The 16,817-nt window shown below is 45.7% G+C and carries 10 protein-coding genes and 2 pseudogenes; 8 read left to right on the top strand and 4 right to left on the bottom strand.

What is annotated here, in order from left to right; translation table 11 throughout:
• Window positions 1-12: 12 nt before the first annotated feature.
• Together xylA and xylB are read right to left on the bottom strand one after the other, a co-directional pair.
• Window positions 13-1,179 carry a xylose isomerase gene (gene xylA / locus BLT51_RS04585; protein ID WP_091282570.1) on the bottom strand — a complete coding sequence of 389 codons (1,167 nt, stop codon included), beginning with the start codon at window positions 1,177-1,179 and terminating at the stop codon, window positions 13-15.
• Between the two features lie 85 nt (window positions 1,180-1,264).
• A complete protein-coding gene (gene xylB, locus BLT51_RS04580) occupies window positions 1,265-2,587 on the bottom strand; it encodes a xylulokinase (RefSeq protein ID WP_091280404.1) in 1,323 nt (440 codons plus the stop codon).
• A 150-nt stretch (window positions 2,588-2,737) separates the two neighbouring features.
• Here xylB and BLT51_RS04575 point away from each other — a divergent pair, with 150 nt between their 5' ends.
• The 5 genes and pseudogenes from BLT51_RS04575 to BLT51_RS04545 all read left to right on the top strand — a co-directional run bounded on the left by BLT51_RS04575 (window position 2,738) and on the right by BLT51_RS04545 (window position 10,081).
• Complete coding sequence (locus tag BLT51_RS04575) at window positions 2,738-3,958, top strand: ROK family protein (RefSeq protein ID WP_091280402.1); 1,221 nt, start codon at window positions 2,738-2,740, stop codon at window positions 3,956-3,958.
• A gap of 67 nt (window positions 3,959-4,025) precedes the next feature.
• Window positions 4,026-5,267, top strand: a pseudogene (locus BLT51_RS09485) (IS3 family transposase).
• A gap of 724 nt (window positions 5,268-5,991) precedes the next feature.
• Window positions 5,992-7,263 carry a hypothetical protein gene (locus tag BLT51_RS04555; RefSeq protein ID WP_091280391.1) on the top strand — a complete coding sequence of 424 codons (1,272 nt, stop codon included), beginning with the start codon at window positions 5,992-5,994 and terminating at the stop codon, window positions 7,261-7,263.
• A gap of 970 nt (window positions 7,264-8,233) precedes the next feature.
• Entirely contained in the window at window positions 8,234-8,680 is a 447-nt protein-coding gene (locus BLT51_RS04550) for an integrase core domain-containing protein (RefSeq protein ID WP_091280386.1), read from the top strand.
• A gap of 117 nt (window positions 8,681-8,797) precedes the next feature.
• Complete coding sequence (locus BLT51_RS04545; protein ID WP_091280388.1) at window positions 8,798-10,081, top strand: hypothetical protein; 1,284 nt, start codon at window positions 8,798-8,800, stop codon at window positions 10,079-10,081.
• 48 nt (window positions 10,082-10,129) lie between these two features.
• On the opposite strand, the gene BLT51_RS04540 is transcribed toward BLT51_RS04545, so the two are convergent.
• Window positions 10,130-10,576 (bottom strand): integrase core domain-containing protein, encoded by a 447-nt coding sequence (locus BLT51_RS04540; protein ID WP_091280386.1) that lies wholly within the window; start codon window positions 10,574-10,576, stop codon window positions 10,130-10,132.
• Window positions 10,577-11,522: 946 nt separating this feature from the next.
• On the opposite strand from BLT51_RS04540, the pseudogene BLT51_RS04535 reads away from it, so the two are divergent.
• Both BLT51_RS04535 and BLT51_RS04530 read left to right on the top strand, forming a co-directional pair.
• Window positions 11,523-12,748 (top strand): annotated as a pseudogene (locus BLT51_RS04535) (IS110 family RNA-guided transposase).
• Window positions 12,749-13,096: 348 nt separating this feature from the next.
• Window positions 13,097-14,614 carry a pentapeptide repeat-containing protein gene (locus BLT51_RS04530; RefSeq protein ID WP_172801319.1) on the top strand — a complete coding sequence of 506 codons (1,518 nt, stop codon included), beginning with the start codon at window positions 13,097-13,099 and terminating at the stop codon, window positions 14,612-14,614.
• A gap of 141 nt (window positions 14,615-14,755) precedes the next feature.
• Here the strand turns inward: BLT51_RS04530 and guaA are convergent, their stop codons facing one another.
• Window positions 14,756-16,321 (bottom strand): glutamine-hydrolyzing GMP synthase, encoded by a 1,566-nt coding sequence (guaA, locus tag BLT51_RS04525; protein WP_091280381.1) that lies wholly within the window; start codon window positions 16,319-16,321, stop codon window positions 14,756-14,758.
• Between the two features lie 192 nt (window positions 16,322-16,513).
• Between guaA and BLT51_RS04520 the strand changes: the two genes are divergently transcribed.
• On the top strand, window positions 16,514-16,777 hold the full coding sequence (locus tag BLT51_RS04520) for a hypothetical protein (protein WP_091280379.1): 264 nt from the start codon (window positions 16,514-16,516) through the stop codon (window positions 16,775-16,777).
• Window positions 16,778-16,817 lie beyond the last annotated feature (40 nt).

The following is a 16,817-nucleotide window of genomic DNA, read 5'->3' as shown; positions in this document are numbered from 1 at the left end:
TCTCAAATCTGGTTATCCAACTAAGTGCCGCATAGCCTGCTGATATAGTTCAACAAAATGGTATTCACGGCCAGCTAGTTCATTGAGATCCCGATCTGGTTCCGCCAATAGATCAGCTATGGTCTCTCCTGGCGCTCTAGTTGGCTCGCCAAGCTGGTCGATCGAGGCAGCTTTGAGTAATTCCTGAACTTTAGGATCGGCACGAAATGCTTTGGCTTTTTCTTCTAACATCAAAAACATTTCCATATTGGCACGAGCGCTTTCCCATACTCCTTCCATCCCTTCAGTTCGCGAGGGTTTATAATCGAAATGTCGTGCACCCTCATAACGCGGACCACCATTGGGGAAACCGTTTACCAGGAGGTCTACTGTGAAGAATGCCGAAGCTAAATCTCCGTGCCCAAAGGCTTTATCTTGGTCATATTTGATTCCCGACTGCCCATTGAGGTCAATATGGAAAAGTTTGTTGGCATGTAAAGCTTGCGCTAAACCATGCGTGTAATTCAGGTTGGCCATCTGCTCATGTCCGGTTTCAGGGTTCAGACCCACTATTTCGCCGTTGTCTAACTGAGCAATCAGCGCTAAAGCGTGACCTATTGTAGGTAGGAAAATGTCGCCTCGCGGCTCATTTGGCTTCGGTTCCAAACCGATTTTCAGGTCATATCCTTGTTGCTTTATGTATTCAGCAATAGTGTCTATACCCTCTTTGTACCGTTCGAGTGCTGAATATAAATCCTTAGATGAGTCATATTCTGCGCCTTCACGCCCTCCCCACATAACGAAAGTACTTGCACCCATTTGAGCTGCTAAATCCACGTTGCGCAGGATCTTGCGCAGTCCGAACCGGCGAATATCACGATCATTGTTCGTCAGTGCCCCGTCTTTAAAAACGGGATGAGTGAAAGTGTTCGTGGTGACCATTTCAATGACCAGATCAGACTCATCTGCGGCTGCTTTAAGATTTTGGACTCGTTTGGCACGCTCTACTTGGCTAGCTTCAAAGTCAAATACGTCGTTGTCATGGAAAGTAATCCCCCACGCCCCGAGTTCAGCAAGTTTACTCGCATACTCCCAAGGATCTAGGGCAGGTCGTGTAGCTGAACCAAACGGATCGACTGCTGTCCAACCCACTGTCCATAATCCAAATGAAAACTTATCTTCTTTAGTTGGCTGTCGCATAAAAATCATTCCTCCCCTTTGAGAAACTTTTGTTTAGACTCTAAACTAATATGTTTATAAATCTCTGTCAAGCGAATTTTAAAAGTTACAAGATTGCACTTGCTTGACGCGCAGCACCCAGGGCAACGTATTCAGCCGGCTTGGGAACCGCCACTTTCACATCCATGTACTCGCCTATAATTTCTCGAACCGCTTTCGACTTAGCTCCGCCACCGATGAGATAAATACGGTCAACTCCGATCCCACAACGCGTTATCGTCGCTAAGGCGTTAGCCATTAGTAGGCACAAACTTTCAACCGCCGCCCGAGCTAAGTATTGCGGCTTCCAGTTGTCCAAAGTCATGGAGGTCAAACACGCTTTAGCCTCTGGTAAATTTGGAGTGCGTTCGCCTTCAAAATAGGGAGTCATTGCTAACCCTAGTGAATCAGTCACCGATAATGCGAGTGCATCAAAATCAGCAAAATCTACTCCCAGTAGTTCAGCAGTTGATGATAAAATCCGAGCTCCATTTAATGTAGAGACAAGAGATAACCAATTTCCACTCGCATCCATAAAACCGTTTACGCCACCTTCCAGGTCAACTACCGGATGATCACTTACGACAGAAACGACTCCTGAAGTCCCGATGGACAACGCTGCTTCTCGAGGCCCTAAACCAATCCCTAAAGCTGCACCAGCATTATCACCACAACCTGGACCAAGAAGAGTCCCCGCGCGGAAACCGATCTCAGGAATATCTCGCTTTACCGTCGCAGCAGCTTCGAACGGCGCAATCACTTTGGGCAAAACTAAGCCTTGCACGCGCTCATTTTCTACCCTAAGCGCGTGAGCTAACAGGTCACGGCAATAACCGCCATCATGAAGATCGAAATATCCAGTGCCCGAAGCATCTGAGCGGTCTGTATAAATATCTGCAATATCGCGACTGCCCATAATACGCCAACTCAGATAATCATGGGGTAAGCAAACTGCAGCCAGTTTTTTCACCGCTTCCGGCTCTTCATCAGCTAACCAACGCAATTTCGTTACAGTTAACGACGCTACCGGCATTGACCCAGTCGATTCGATCCAGCGCTTTTTGCCAAGCTCATCGATCAACTGTTTAGCTGCAGATGCACTGCGAGTATCGTTCCACAACAACGCAGGGCGAATTACCCCACCCGAAGCATCTAAAGTGATCATACCGTGCTGCTGAGCACCAACTGACAATGCGGCAACATCTGACAAGCCACCGGCCTCTTTTGACGCTTGCAAAAACGCCTGCCACCAGGCTTCCGGGTCAACTTCAGTCCCTTGGGGATGTGGCGCTGAACCCTGCCGAATAACGGATTGCGTTTGTGGATCCCACACTATTACCTTGCACGACTGCGTGGAGGAATCAACTCCAGCAACATATGGAAAATTCATGGCGACTTACTCCTTAATAAACTGTTAGTTTAGAAGATAAACTAAATCAGCAACACTATGTTGTCAACCACTAATGTGCTATGTTGTCAACAAATGTCTGCTATAGTAAATCATTTAATATGGCAAAATTGAGTCAGGAGGTTCACCAGATTGGAGTTGTCCCCATACATCAATTCTTCACAGCCACCGCTAGCAGCTGGTCCCCGCAGTGCTCGAGAATCCAATCTACACTCAGCATTACTCGCTATTTTGCAATCTCCAAAGCCACTATCCCGAGCTGAAGTCGCCACGTCCGTGGGCTGTACACGTTCGACTGCCTCAAAACTCGTGGATCAATTAATTTCTGGCCGTGTTATCGAAGAAATGCCGGCCTCGACAGCCTCAACTCCAGGTCGCCCTGCTGTGCCACTGCGTTTGGTAGCGCGCCGGTTCGTAGGGATCGGAATCGAAATCAACGTGAGGTACATAGCCATTCGCATGGTAGATCTCAATGGTGAAACGTTAACGGAAATCATCGAAGAAAAGAATCTAGCAGGTATCGATCCGCAAACGGTTCTAAAGAAACTAGACCAGCGACTTATTCAACTTACCGATAGCTACTGCAACGCACACACTCAACTGGTAGGAGCCACGATTGCAGTTCCTGGTTTGGTCGATACGAACCGTAAGCTGATTCTGCGCGCACCTAACCTTAATTGGGCGGAAATATCACTTTGTAACCAGATGGAATTCTGCCAAGGAATGGATAATTTCCAGATACTCAATGAAGCCAACACCGCCGCAGTAGCCAGTACCTATTCTCGCCCTGGAAAACCTTCTGAAAACAAGAACTTTCTCTACATCTCCGGCGAATTTGGCGTAGGTGGCGCTTTAATGCTCGACCACAAGCAGATATCTGGATTACATGGCTGGGCCGGAGAATTCGGTCACGTGTGTGTGGACCCCGCTGGGCCAAAATGCCCATGCGGATCAACTGGATGCCTCGAACAATACTTAGGACGGGGTGCACTTTCTCGACTCGCAGGTTTTTCTCAAACAGTCACGATGCAGACTATACGTGAAGCTAGTGCTACTGATCCTACAGCCCGTGCCGCAATCGAAACTGCCGGGCGTGCCCTTGGCAAAGCCCTGACAACCATCATAAACATCACTGATGTGGATCACGTCATCGTGGGAGGAACACTGGCGGAGTTAATCGATGATTTACGGCACTACGCATTGGATGAGATCAAGAATCGATTACTCTCAGCGCGTTGGTCATTACCCGTCATAGAAAAATCTAAAGAAGGACGCCTAGCAGCTGTCACAGGTGGAGCCTACCTAGCTTTCCATGACCTTTTAAATAACCCGGCAAAGTATTTAGATATCTAACGAGACATTCGATAACTGAAGCATACTGGGTTTTGTTCTGTTTGAGCAGATGGGCATAGTCTGTACTATACCAAAGAAATTTGATCAGGATGCGAGGGATCGCGTCGTTTGCTTGGTAAAAGACCGTATTTTGGCGGAGAATGTTTCGATGCAAGAAGCATGTAAGATTGTGGCACCGAAACTAGGTGTTTCGTGGCACACTGCTCGGCAATGGACGCAGATAGCTCGCCGTGAATGGGTGCGTTCTTGAACGCATGCCAGAAGACTTGGAAGTCGAAAATGCACGGCTACGCCATGAAAACCTAGAGCTTCGCTACACTAACGAGTCCAGATAATCTGCGTCGTCTTTTTATCGCGGCAGAACTCGACCCGAAACATCGGAACTGATTCGGTTCATTGATGGGTATGGGAATCGTTTGCCTGTCGTGTTTCATTTGCAAGACGTTAAACGCCGACCGTGTTGGTGGTTTCATCACTTCTCGTGGATACCGTCAATCACAATCCCGTGGCATAAGTGTCCGTAGCCTTCGCGACGCTGCTTTGATAGAGCACATCGTTGAGGTTCATGAAGGTAACTACAGTGTCTACGGAATTCGTAAGATGTGGCATGCGTTGCGTCGTGAGGGGATTGATATTGGTCGTGAGCAAACCGCTCGTTTAATGCGTCTTGCTGGAGTCAGTGGCAAAGGTAAGGGGCGATCCCCTGTGACAACTTGCAAGTCTCAGGGGTGAGATACTCGCCTGGACTTAGTGCGACGTGAATTTCGAGCTCCAGGGCCGAATCGGTTGTGGGTGGGGTGACATTACCTTTGTCCGTACTCGTAAGGGGTTTGTCTACACCGCTTTTGTGACCGATGTGTTCTCCCAACGGATTGTTGGATGGGCGTTATCTGATTCGATGCGAACGTAAAGCGTTACCGTTGCAGGCACGCAATCAGGCGATTGTACGCGCGAAGAAAACAACGGGGCTGATTCATCATTCAGACCATGGCTCACAAGATGTGGCCATTGTTTACAATGAGCGTCTTGCTGAGCATGGAATTACTGCGTCTACAGGGACGGTTGGCGATTCCTATGACAATGCTTTGGCTGAGAACGTTAACGGTTCTTATGAGAATGAGCTGATTCATAGGTGGTCGTGGGCGGAGCGTGGCTGGGTGTTGAAATAACGGCGTTTGAATGGGTCTCGTGGTCAAACGAGTCACGGCTTGACCAGAGCCTGAGCTACCGTACGCCGGTCGAGACTGAGGAGGAATTTTGGACCGGCAACACGGACCGTGAAATAATAGAAATCAAGGCACATGCCTAGGAACAAAACCCGGGACACTTCACTTGATACTAGGCCTGTAAACCCACCGAGTAACAACGTTTCACCCCGCTAAAACGCGAAGAGCCACTTTAATGCTACTGCCCCGAACCAGCTATGGGTTGCTAATATTACTTATGTGCGAACTAGTAGGGGCGTTGTTTATACGGCGTTTGTTACCGACGTGTTTTCTCGTCGTATTGCTGGTTGAGTGTTAGCAGATTCTATGCGTGCGTAAAGCTTTGCCGTTACAGGCACTCAAGCACGCAATCTGAAATGCAAAATCAACTGCTGGGCTGGTTCACCACTGAGATCACGGTTCGCACTATGTGCCACTGGCCGATCATCAGAATTTAGTAGATGCGGGAATTATGGAATCTACACAGAAGCATGGGTGATAGTTACGATAATGCTTTAGCCCAAAACGTTAATGGTTCATATAAGAATGAAATCATTCATACTCGCCGGTGAGCTGATGTTCTCGAGGTTGAGATCGCTACCTTTGGGTGGGTGAATTGATGGAATACTAAACGCCTACACCAAGCACTCAACTATCACACACCAGTCGAGATCAAGAACAAATACTGGCAACAACAATAGAAAACAGAGTAAACGCCTAGGAAGCAACCCCAGACCATTTCATCTTACATATTTACCCCAGACCGCTACAATAAGCGACCTACATAAAATACAATAACATAAAAGATTTCACTTTAGGGAGGGTTTTATGCTCCATAATGCATATATCAGTTGTCGAACATGTAATGAAAAAATAAATATACGAATACAAGTAGAGGAAAATGCAATCTCTTTTATAGTTAACTGTCCTGAGTGTTCAACTGAAATATATCTGGAATTCAATCCGTCTAAAAATAAAGATCTTATAGTGAAGAACGCCTCAAATCTTGGAGATGCTCCAGACCTCCCTTTGTGGTGTGTTGAGTTATCAGCAGGCCTACCTGTCAGGAAAATGTACCTAAGAGATTCAATCATCCCTCCCCATGGATTTGACCCCTTCATAAACACTGTAATGAAACTTGGGAAAGATGAATTTCTGACCGTATCCAACCAGATTACGAGATTAAAGGAGAGTGCACAAAACGGTCTTTTTGACGATTTTATACGGATTAATAAACTTCTACGAAACGGCAATAAGAAGTATTTCTTGAACGAAACTCAAAAACTACTTCAAAATATTTCAAACTATACTCCAATTCGAAAGGTTGATAATTTACTGGATGGAGTTATGGTTCTTCATCAAAATTTTATTTCTTCAGGAATTACGATTCTACTAGAAAATAACGCCTTAAGAGAATATATTAAGATATCTGAAAGAATCAATAGTTCTTTGGATAAAAAACAGCTTTTAAACTATTATTCCAAATATGAATCAACATTAAATGAACTTGAAAATCGATCATATTCACTAGTAAGAGATTTCATTGAAGCTCTTTCTCAACTATCCCCTGTAGTTCTATTAATGAAAACTAATAAATATAGAGAGATAGATCAAGATAAATATGGCATATCTACAGCCTTTTATCGTGATTTAAAACAACTGTACGTTAGCAGTTATGAGTGGTTATTAGACGCTCTAGATCTGGTTATTGCACTAAATAATATTGTTAAGAGAAAAGATTACTCGAAATGTTTAAAGAGTAAAGACTTCGATAGCGATTTACAGACGATTAATAGTAAATATCGAAAGATAGATATTTTCATATCCGATGATGAACCTTTTAGCAAACCGTTAAATAATATAAATAATAGAGTTAGGAATGCGATTCAGCATTGTAGTGATGAAATAGATTATGTTGATCAAATAATTTCTTTTTATGATAAACATAAAGGTAAAACGCGTGTGGAGAAGATTTCTCTGATGGATTTCGCGAAGCTCTGTGTAGAAAATTTCGCTTGGATTATTTATATTATGGAATTAATATATGATGTGCGAAAAGTTGAGCTCGTGTTTGCTAAGGGCTTTAGACCATCGGTATAATGTTGGAGTTGCTTAGGATTTTGAACCCGTTGCGTAAGTGTTAACCGCGTTTTCTCTTCTCATTTTTTCGCGTATTGTCACGGAGTTTAGCTAGCCCTGCGAGAGATGCACGGCACATCGGGAAACTTCCAACAGCTTTATATAGTATGCAAAAGGTCTGCTTATGTTGTAGTGGGAGATTTACACACGCTTAGTTGAGCATGGAGTGCCCTAAGTTTTTAGGTCCAGATGACTCGAGTGTTGTTTGTTGATACCTTTCCTGTAGATAGGGGGAATGGGTCGATGGTGAAAAAGTTTAGTAGCCACACTCGAGAACGCATTGTTCGTAAGCTTGATAAGGCTTGAGAACTTAAAGAAGACGGGGCGAGTACGGCTCGGGTTCTGACCTTACTTGGAATTAGTGAAGGCTCACTACACTGGTGGTAAGCTACTTACGGTTCGATGAGTAAGAGTGAGGCTAAAGAGTTAAAGTGTTTGAGTGAAGAGACCTCACGTTTCAAGTGTCTTTTAGGTCAGGCAGAGCTGGAAAAAGCGGCGGGGGAGGAATTGTCGTAAGGTAACTTTCCCCCAGCTCGCTACCCCGATGTGGTATGGTATCTGGTCGAGCTGGGCTAGTGCTAATGATTGGTTTGCCTGATTGTTGGGCTCTCACGCAGCGCTTACCAGCATGCCAGAGCAGGTGATGACAAGCCTGATAGGTACGTGTTTTTTAGCGAGTGGATGTATGAGTTTGCTAAGGATCACCGCCGGTGGGGACATCGGCGCACTTGGGTTACAGCGCTAGCACAAGGGTATGGGGCGTGGCGGGAAACATTTCGTCGCTTATAGCGCGAGGAAGGCCTACGTGTGTTACCAAGGAAGAAACGTCAGAGTTTAACAGGTAAAGATCATCGCGAGGTGCTACCTGGTCAATACCCCAAAGCTGTGTGGGCTCTGGACTTCCAGTTCGATTCAGGCCCGGCATGGGAAGATGATCAAGATTTGCAACATCATCGATGAATATACCCGTGAACATGTTGCCTTTAGCGTCGATCACAAGTTTGATACTGTCTCAGCTATTGAGCTACTTGGCCTAGCATCACTCGAACATGGTGGCAGACCTCGGGCGATCCTGATGGATAACGGACCTGAATTCATCTCTCAAGCCTTACATGAATGGGCTGGTGAGGATGAAACGATTCAAGCGTTTATTCCAGCCGGTCAGCCTTGGCATAACGAGTTTGTTGAATCGTTTCATAACCGGATGCGAGATGAATTACTTGAAGGTAACAGCATCGAGAACCTAGAACACGCTCACACGTTGGTGGTTCACTGGTTACGACACCACAATAACTTCTATCCACATTCCACGCTGGGCTACCTCAGCCCACGACAATACGCGGAACAATGGAAACAAGAAAACACGGTCAACACTTAAACCAACTGGACCAAAAAGCAACACCTAGCAACGAATGATTGTAATCTTATAATTCAAATTTTATTACTATAAAATATAATCAAATTATAGTCTATTTGGAAAGGATAAAATAATTTCATGAGCGAGAAAGATATAATAAAGAGTATTTCAACTAATTTATCTGAAAAAAGAAATTCAGCTGCTTTAAATAATTACGAGGTATTATACAATAACATTAAATATGTTAGCAAACTTCTAGATATCTTTGTAAATAAGATAGTCATTTTGGAAAAAGAAATAGAAAAAGAGATAGAGAGTGCGGATAATGTAAGCGATGAATTTAAAAACCAGCACAATTCAAAATTTTATTTTCTAGACATAATACCCAGAATTTTGCTAAATGATATTGAGATATTAAAGAAATTCTCTGAAATTTCAAAAGTTGACGATATGGCTGAAATCGAAAACAATAATGTTCATTTGTTGAAAAAACAATTTATTGATTACAACGAATTAGTTACAGTTACCAGACAAACTCTTGATAGCTTGGTATCTGATGCCTATCAAATGATCCTATTAGATGTAAAAGAATTAAATTTCCATGTGTTAACATCATTAAAAAGTTTTGAATTGTACGCAACTAAATCAATCCGCCAGTCACTATTTAATGAGGAAATTACCCAAGCTTTAGCCGAATTTGATAAATTGAATTATAAGCAGAGAGTGAAAGGACATGAATCAGATATTACAAAATGCTCCAAAAATACATTTGGTCAAAAGTTAGATTTTATCTTTGATGAACTTGGATTATCATCAGAACAAGATTTTATAAAAGACTTGAAGAATTTATTTAAGTTTTCTTCAGAATTTACACATATTGGCTATATTTCAACATTATTTTCAAGCTCAGAGCAACTAGACATCGTTTTTGGAAGTGTTTTAGGGCCATACTTATTAAGCACAGAAAATTTTAATGAGTTGAAATATGAGATTATTGAAACGCTGGTAATATTTTTCGCCAAAATATATATGAGTGCTATTTCAAAAATGTTAGAACAAATTTTCTGCGTTAAGAGTAGCAAAAGAATGACTGCTACAATAGAAAACTACGTTAAAGAACTTATTGAACATGTGAAGACGAGAAATAACAAGTACGCTTTCGTCATAAAGGAAGGGTTGATAAAATCTAAACAAACCATAGAATTACCTTGTATGTGCGGTAGAATTAATCACTGGAATCCTCCACATAATTTATCTGACCTCTATTGTAAATCTTGTGAGAGTAAATTTAAACTTATCGAGTTAAAGGGAGATCCTGGATATGTGATGTCTAGCTCAGGACCAATAAAAGTTATTGGCTCCAATGTTCCAGATTTAAATGATATGCCATTTGAAGACAGGAAAGAACTCTTCGAAAACTAGAAAAGATTTATGGAGAATGGCGTGGCCTAGTTTTTTGGTCCAGTTGGTTTAAGTGTTGACCGTGTTTTCTTGTTTCCATTGTTCCGCGTATTGTCGTGGGCTGAGGTAGCCCAGCGTGGAATGTGGATAGAAGTTATTGTGGTGTCGTAACCAGTGAACCACCAACGTGTGAGCGTGTTCTAGGTTCTCGATGCTGTTACCTTCAAGTAATTCATCTCGCATCCGGTTATGAAACGATTCAACAAACTCGTTATGCCAAGGCTGACCGGCTGGAATAAACGCTTGAATCGTTTCATCCTCACCAGCCCATTCATGTAAGGCTTGAGAGATGAATTCAGGTCCGTTATCCATCAGGATCGCCCGAGGTCTGCCACCATGTTCGAGTGATGCTAGGCCAAGTAGCTCAATAGCTGAGACAGTATCAAACTTGTGATCGACGCTAAAGGCAACATGTTCACGGGTATATTCATCGATGATGTTGCAAATCTTGATCATCTTCCCATGCCGGGCCTGAATCGAACTGGAAGTCCAGAGCCCACACAGCTTTGGGGTATTGACCAGGTAGCACCTCGCGATGATCTTTACCTGTTAAACTCTGACGTTTCTTCCTTGGTAACACACGTAGGCCTTCCTCGCGCTATAAGCGACGAAATGTTTCCCGCCACGCCCCATACCCTTGTGCTAGCGCTGTAACCCAAGTGCGCCGATGTCCCCACCGGCGGTGATCCTTAGCAAACTCATACATCCACTCGCTAAAAAACACGTACCTATCAGGCTTGTCATCACCTGCTCTGGCACGCTGGTAAGCGCTGCGTGAGAGCCCAACAATCAGGCAAACCAATCATTAGCACTAGCCCAGCTCGACCAGATACCATACCACATCGGGGTAGCGAGCTGGGGGAAAGTTACCTTACGACAATTCCTCCCCCGCCGCTTTTTCCAGCTCTGCCTGACCTAAAAGACACTTGAAACGTGAGGTCTCTTCACTCAAACACTTTAACTCTTTAGCCTCACTCTTACTCATCGAACCGTAAGTAGCTTACCACCAGTGTAGTGAGCCTTCACTAATTCCAAGTAAGGTCAGAACCCGAGCCGTACTCGCCCCGTCTTCTTTAAGTTCTCAAGCCTTATCAAGCTTACGAACAATGCGTTCTCGAGTGTGGCTACTAAACTTTTTCACCATCGACCCATTCCCCGTTACTGTTTTGATAAGCCCTGAAGCTGGCAGTTGCGCGATGATGGGGTTGTTGGCTGGACGATCCCAGCATGATTGTCTGCCCCTGTCAATTTCAACGATCCAGGGTGTCACCGGGATCGGACAGACGCACTGGTGATTGCTCATCAGGGGCGTGGCACTGGAATATGATGCCTGTCGCAGGCGTGGGTGTAAGACGGATGTGTTTACCCGCGAAAGCTAAAAACTAGTTAACTGGTTTTATTCTTGAAAGCCAGACAGGCAGCGACACCGGAGAATTTCGATATCTGGCTTGGCATCGACGCAGGGCAAGACTGATCACTGGACAACCGCCGTTAACGGCAGTGGCAATCTGGTCTATTCACATTCGCTTCCCCAATGATGAAGAAATAACTACGACAGATTTATGATGAGCTTGCCAGCTTTGGCCCAATACTTATTGTTGTCGATCAGCCAGCAACAATTCGGCGCGCTGGCTGTGGCAGTGGCCCAAGCAATTGGGGATACAGGTCGCGTACTTACCTGGTTTGACGATGCGACCGATCGCGGATCTATACCCAGGAAACGCTAAAACCAACCAGAGCGATGCGTTCATCATCGCTCAAGCAACTCACGCGATGCCCCACACACTGCGCGCTCTTCGTACGGTTGATGAAGATGAAGCCGAGCTAGGGATGCTCACCGGATAAGGTGATCTCGCCCAACACATCCCCCAGACCAGGAACCGTATCCGGGGCTTGTTTACTCAGATTCACCCCCGGTATGCAACGCGTAATCGGACCACGCCTAGACCATCAAGCAACTGCTAGCCATGCTACAAACCTGGCCAGTGCCAGACCAATTCAAGAAAGCTGGCCATGCTCGTATTAGTAGCAATACTAAAGAAATACCCAGCTCGGTATCGGCAAGCTTGGGCAGACGAAACCCGTGACGCTCTAGCCACACAAACAGTGACCGTGACCGGTACGAACGCAACCACTATTGTTATCCCACACCTTGCAACAACGCTCAATAAACTCTACCGCCAACGAGCCACCATCAAAAACCCAGATCGAGGCACTGGTGAGTGACCACCCTCTTTACTCGGTCCTCACCTCCATGCCAGGAGTTGGGATCAGGACCAGTACTGTCATCACCGGACGAACTAGCAGGTAAAGAATTTGCTTCTGCCACACACCTTGCCTCATATGCCATGACTAACACCCGCAACTCGTCAATCAGGAACATCAATGAAATCTGAAACCATGTCCCACACGGACAACAAACGCCTCAAACGAGCCCTGTTCCTCTCCGCTTTTGCCTCCCTGCGATCAAATCCGACCTCACGACGCTACTACGACAAGAAATGCCTGGCTGGACAACGCCACAACCAAGCCATCATCGCACTCGCACACAAACCTATAGCAGTCATCTTCACCATGATCCGAGACGAGACTTTCCACAAAACCCGACCCGTCAAACTAGCCACCTAGGCTTGACAAAAGAGATAAACTTACCCTTTTACTATAGAGAATCGGAACAAGATGCAGGATGCTTTATTTAGAGCGAATTGAGATATTAATTCGCGTACGATCTGTATACCCAAATCAGCTCATATTCACAACAATTTCTGTTGTCACTCTAACATACCAAACCTAACAATCAACAGGAAAATACTCTTCATTAGCCTCGCCGACGTGCTTTGACACGCAGTGAGCTATTGAGCTTTTACCCCACTCGCCAACAGTTCCGGTAATGTTAAAATATATCTACTTTAGCGGTATGTGATAGTTAGGTCAGCATATTTGCGCATTCACGTCTACAGGAAGCAGGTGCGTAAGGTGAATACGGAATGGAAGAATAAACTGACTATAGGAACGAAAATTTTTAGATGGCTTGGATTTGTCACCATAATGATAATGGCCACTTTCTTATTGCTTGGCTGGCTCTTTAACTATATTGATTTTTCCAGTCCGCTTGATTGGAAGATTCGAAAAGGAGCCGAGTCCCTTAATTCCGGAGTTGTATTATCGTTAGGTGTCGGAACTATACTATCTGCCACTGTCGGAATTGTGACTAATAAAGCAGAAACGGAAAGAAAACTCCGAGAAGAAAATCGATCAGAGATTCTCGCTTTGCAACAGGATCGCTACGTGCGGCAACGGCGCAGAGAAGAGCGTATCAATAAAAGTCTTGATTTACTTGGTGAGGATTCAATTGATCATAAAATTGCAGGATTAAATGCACTCGCTGCACTTTCTGATGAATTCGTAGATGAATTTAAGCGAGAAAGGGAAAATGGAACCTTGACTGAGAGTGAGGTTGAGGTATTAAACCAGCGCATAGTCGACATGTTAACGACCTTCCTAAGACTAGCAGGACTGCTAGGAGCAGGCTTACATCTCCCTTCTGACGACGGGATTAATGATGGACATTCTACTGATTTTCCAGAAAGAGCTCTTGGTATCGCTCAGGAACGCGTCATCACACTGATTGCGGAACGAACTCAAGGAAATGAAAAACTGGCTGATTGGAGAAACCTCCGATTCTCGATGCAAGACACTATCTTTCATTGCAGCGTCAATATAGAAAAATGTGAATTTAAAAATGAACTTACATTGTTTCGAGCTAAATTTCGTCATTCAGTATACGCAAGTCATGCGCAGTTTAATATCATTAACCTTAACGGCGCCAGCTTTGAAGATCGAGCAATTTTTGAGCATGCTCATTTCAGTAATCCTAGTTTTGAAGGCAACGTTAATTTTGCCAAAAAAGCTAACTTCAGAGGTGCGCACTTTGGGAACGAGGTCGGGGAAAGTACCTCTAAATCGATAAATTGGGGGTTCGTTGCAAGCGACGAAGTGGATAACTATCCGGGGACAACACGTTTCAAAGGTTCAGTAGATTTTCGACGCAGTAAGTGGTTTTGGACTCCACTGTTTAATGAAACGGAGTTTAGTGGGAAAGTGTTGTTTGATAATGCTACTTTTTGCGATAGTGCGATCTTTAGTGGTTGCAACTTCCATGGCGATATCTCATTTAATGCCTCATCGTATGGGAGAGCCCTTGAACTCCATAAGTGCACAGTGTTAGACAAGAAAGAAGCTCACCTTGATTCGCTTCAGATCGGTGATAGCTTGAAAATTAATCACTGTGATTTTAAAAGCCACTTTTACATTAGATATATTGCAGGTATAGATGAAAAAAATCCGCATTTCCGCCGTTTTGAGCTATTTGGGGTATCCATCACTGGAAGTGGGCATTTTGACGGTTTTAACCCTCAACTAATTGAACAGGTGATAATAGCGAATCTCAAAGTTAAAGGCGAACAGATCGGTTTTAAATTTAAAACTAATTAGTTCTGTCCGAGATACTGAGAATTTAGGTCCAGCTACCTTTGGAGCTGACCAAACTTTATTTCATCCTTTTAGCCTTTAACCCATGAATTAGTGAGGCCCCGCAGAAAAATTCTGCGGGGCCTTGCTAAAACTAGAAGTTGCCTACTCCCACTCAATCGTGGCCGGCGGCTTCGAGGTGCAGTCGAGCATCACGCGGTTAACATCAGCAACCTCGTTGGTGATGCGGTTGGAGATCTTAGCCAGCACGTCGTATGGCACGCGGGTCCAGTCCGCCGTCATCGCATCTTCAGACGAAACTGGGCGCAGCACGATCGGGTGACCGTAGGTACGGCCGTCGCCCTGCACACCAACGGAACGAACGTCAGCTAGCAATACCACTGGGCACTGCCAGATCTCACGATCCATACCGGCCGCGCTGAGCTCTTCACGCACAATCGCATCCGCTGCACGCAAGGTCTCTAAACGCTCGAAAGTCACATCGCCAACGATACGGATACCAAGGCCTGGCCCTGGGAACGGCTGACGCCACACCAGCTTCTCAGACAAGCCCAGCTCCAAACCAATCGCGCGCACCTCGTCCTTAAACAAGTCACGCAACGGCTCAATCAGCTCGAACTCGATGTCTTCTGGCAGACCGCCGACATTGTGGTGGGACTTAATATTCGCAGTACCGTCTCCCCCACCAGACTCAACAACGTCTGGATACAAGGTTCCCTGAACTAAGAACGCGAACTCCACGCCTTCAGGCGCCTCAGCTAACAGCTTCTGCTGCGCAGCCTCAAAAGACCGAATAAACTCCCGGCCAATAATCTTGCGCTTTTCTTCTGGATCGCGCACACCCGCGAGCGCGTTCAAGAATCGCTCAGATTCATCCACAGCCACGATCTTCATACCGCGAGCTTCAGCGTAATCTTCAATAACCTGCTCGGCTTCGCCCTTACGTAGCAAACCGTGATCGACGAACACGCAGGTGAGCTGGTCGCCGATTGCGCGGTGCACGAGAGCTGCCGCAACCGAAGAATCCACGCCGCCAGAGAGCGCACAAATCGCATGCTTATCGCCAACCTGGGCACGAATCTTCTCGATCTGATCTTCAATAATCGATCCCGAATCCCAGTTTGGCTCGAGACCAGCGCCGTCACGCAAGAAGCGCACGAGCATGTCTTGGCCGTGCTCAGAATGCTTGACTTCTGGATGCCACTGCACGCCGAACATCTTCGCCTCGGGGTTTTCAAACGCGGCAACTGGTGCACCCGGCGTCGTCGCGGTCACAACGAAACCTGCCGGGGCTTGCGTAACTGCATCCCCGTGGCTCATCCACACGTTTTCGGTTGCGTTTTCGCCAAGAATAACGCCACTATCGACGACGGTCGCCTGCGTTGCGCCGTATTCACGCAAGCCAGTTTTATCAACTTTTCCGCCCAATGCTTGAGCCATCTGCTGGAAGCCGTAGCAGATACCGAACACTGGTACGCCAGCTTCCAAGATTGCTGGATCGAGGTTTGGCGAGCCTGGCTCGTAGACGCTCGATGGTCCACCAGAAAGCACGATAGCTGTAGGCTGCTTAGCTAGCAGGTCGGCGGTAGACATGGAGTGTGGGACGAGCTGGGAGAAGTATCCGGCTTCGCGCACACGGCGAGCGATAAGTTGAGCGTATTGGGCGCCGTTATCAACGACGATCACTGGGCGAAGATCAGTTGTATTCATACCCTCTAGACTAGCGAATGAGCACCCACCCACGCTATGTTCTCCCACATATCGAGCCTGTGATATCTCTCTTGGTGATACGGCTGGCGGTTGGCAGCCATAGATCAGCGGCGGAGCGGTGTTGGTCGAACGTTGGGATAAACTGCTTGCCCCCCGTCAAACATGATTAAGATATAAGAAAAGGGAGGAACCATGAATAACACTTTTAATGCTCAACGGTTTGGCCAATACCTTGTGCGAGCAGGCCTCGCTTTCCTGATTGCTTACCTTCTCTTTTCGATACTGGGTCCTTATCTCTTTTTGTGGGGCTTAGAGGCAGATCAATCCGGAATGTTTATCGGTGCGATAATGCAATTCCTCGGCACCCAATTTCAAGCATTCACCAATCCCATTATCGGAATCTTGCTCTTGACGATTGGTCTCGGAGTCAAATACTCGATCCACAAAACAGATTAGTGAACATACAGAACATTGTTTGCCGTCGATGGCAGTTGTT

The sequence above is a fragment of the Arcanobacterium phocae genome (genome assembly GCF_900105865.1).
GTDB lineage: Bacteria > Actinomycetota > Actinomycetes > Actinomycetales > Actinomycetaceae > Arcanobacterium > Arcanobacterium phocae.
The sequence above is the reverse complement of the archived record's forward strand: the minus strand, read 5'-3'. Positions and strand labels throughout refer to the sequence as shown.

Excerpts from the sequence above, each read along its gene's own strand:
- xylA (WP_091282570.1), bottom strand. The coding sequence starts at position 1,179 with ATGCGACAGCCAACTAAAGAAGATAAGTTTTCATTTGGATTATGGACA.
- xylB (WP_091280404.1), bottom strand. The coding sequence starts at position 2,587 with ATGAATTTTCCATATGTTGCTGGAGTTGATTCCTCCACGCAGTCGTGC.
- BLT51_RS04555 (WP_091280391.1), top strand. The coding sequence starts at position 5,992 with ATGCTCCATAATGCATATATCAGTTGTCGAACATGTAATGAAAAAATA.
- BLT51_RS04550 (WP_091280386.1), top strand. The coding sequence starts at position 8,234 with ATGATCAAGATTTGCAACATCATCGATGAATATACCCGTGAACATGTT.
- BLT51_RS04545 (WP_091280388.1), top strand. The coding sequence starts at position 8,798 with ATGAGCGAGAAAGATATAATAAAGAGTATTTCAACTAATTTATCTGAA.
- BLT51_RS04540 (WP_091280386.1), bottom strand. The coding sequence starts at position 10,576 with ATGATCAAGATTTGCAACATCATCGATGAATATACCCGTGAACATGTT.
- guaA (WP_091280381.1), bottom strand. The coding sequence starts at position 16,321 with ATGAATACAACTGATCTTCGCCCAGTGATCGTCGTTGATAACGGCGCC.
- BLT51_RS04520 (WP_091280379.1), top strand. The coding sequence starts at position 16,514 with ATGAATAACACTTTTAATGCTCAACGGTTTGGCCAATACCTTGTGCGA.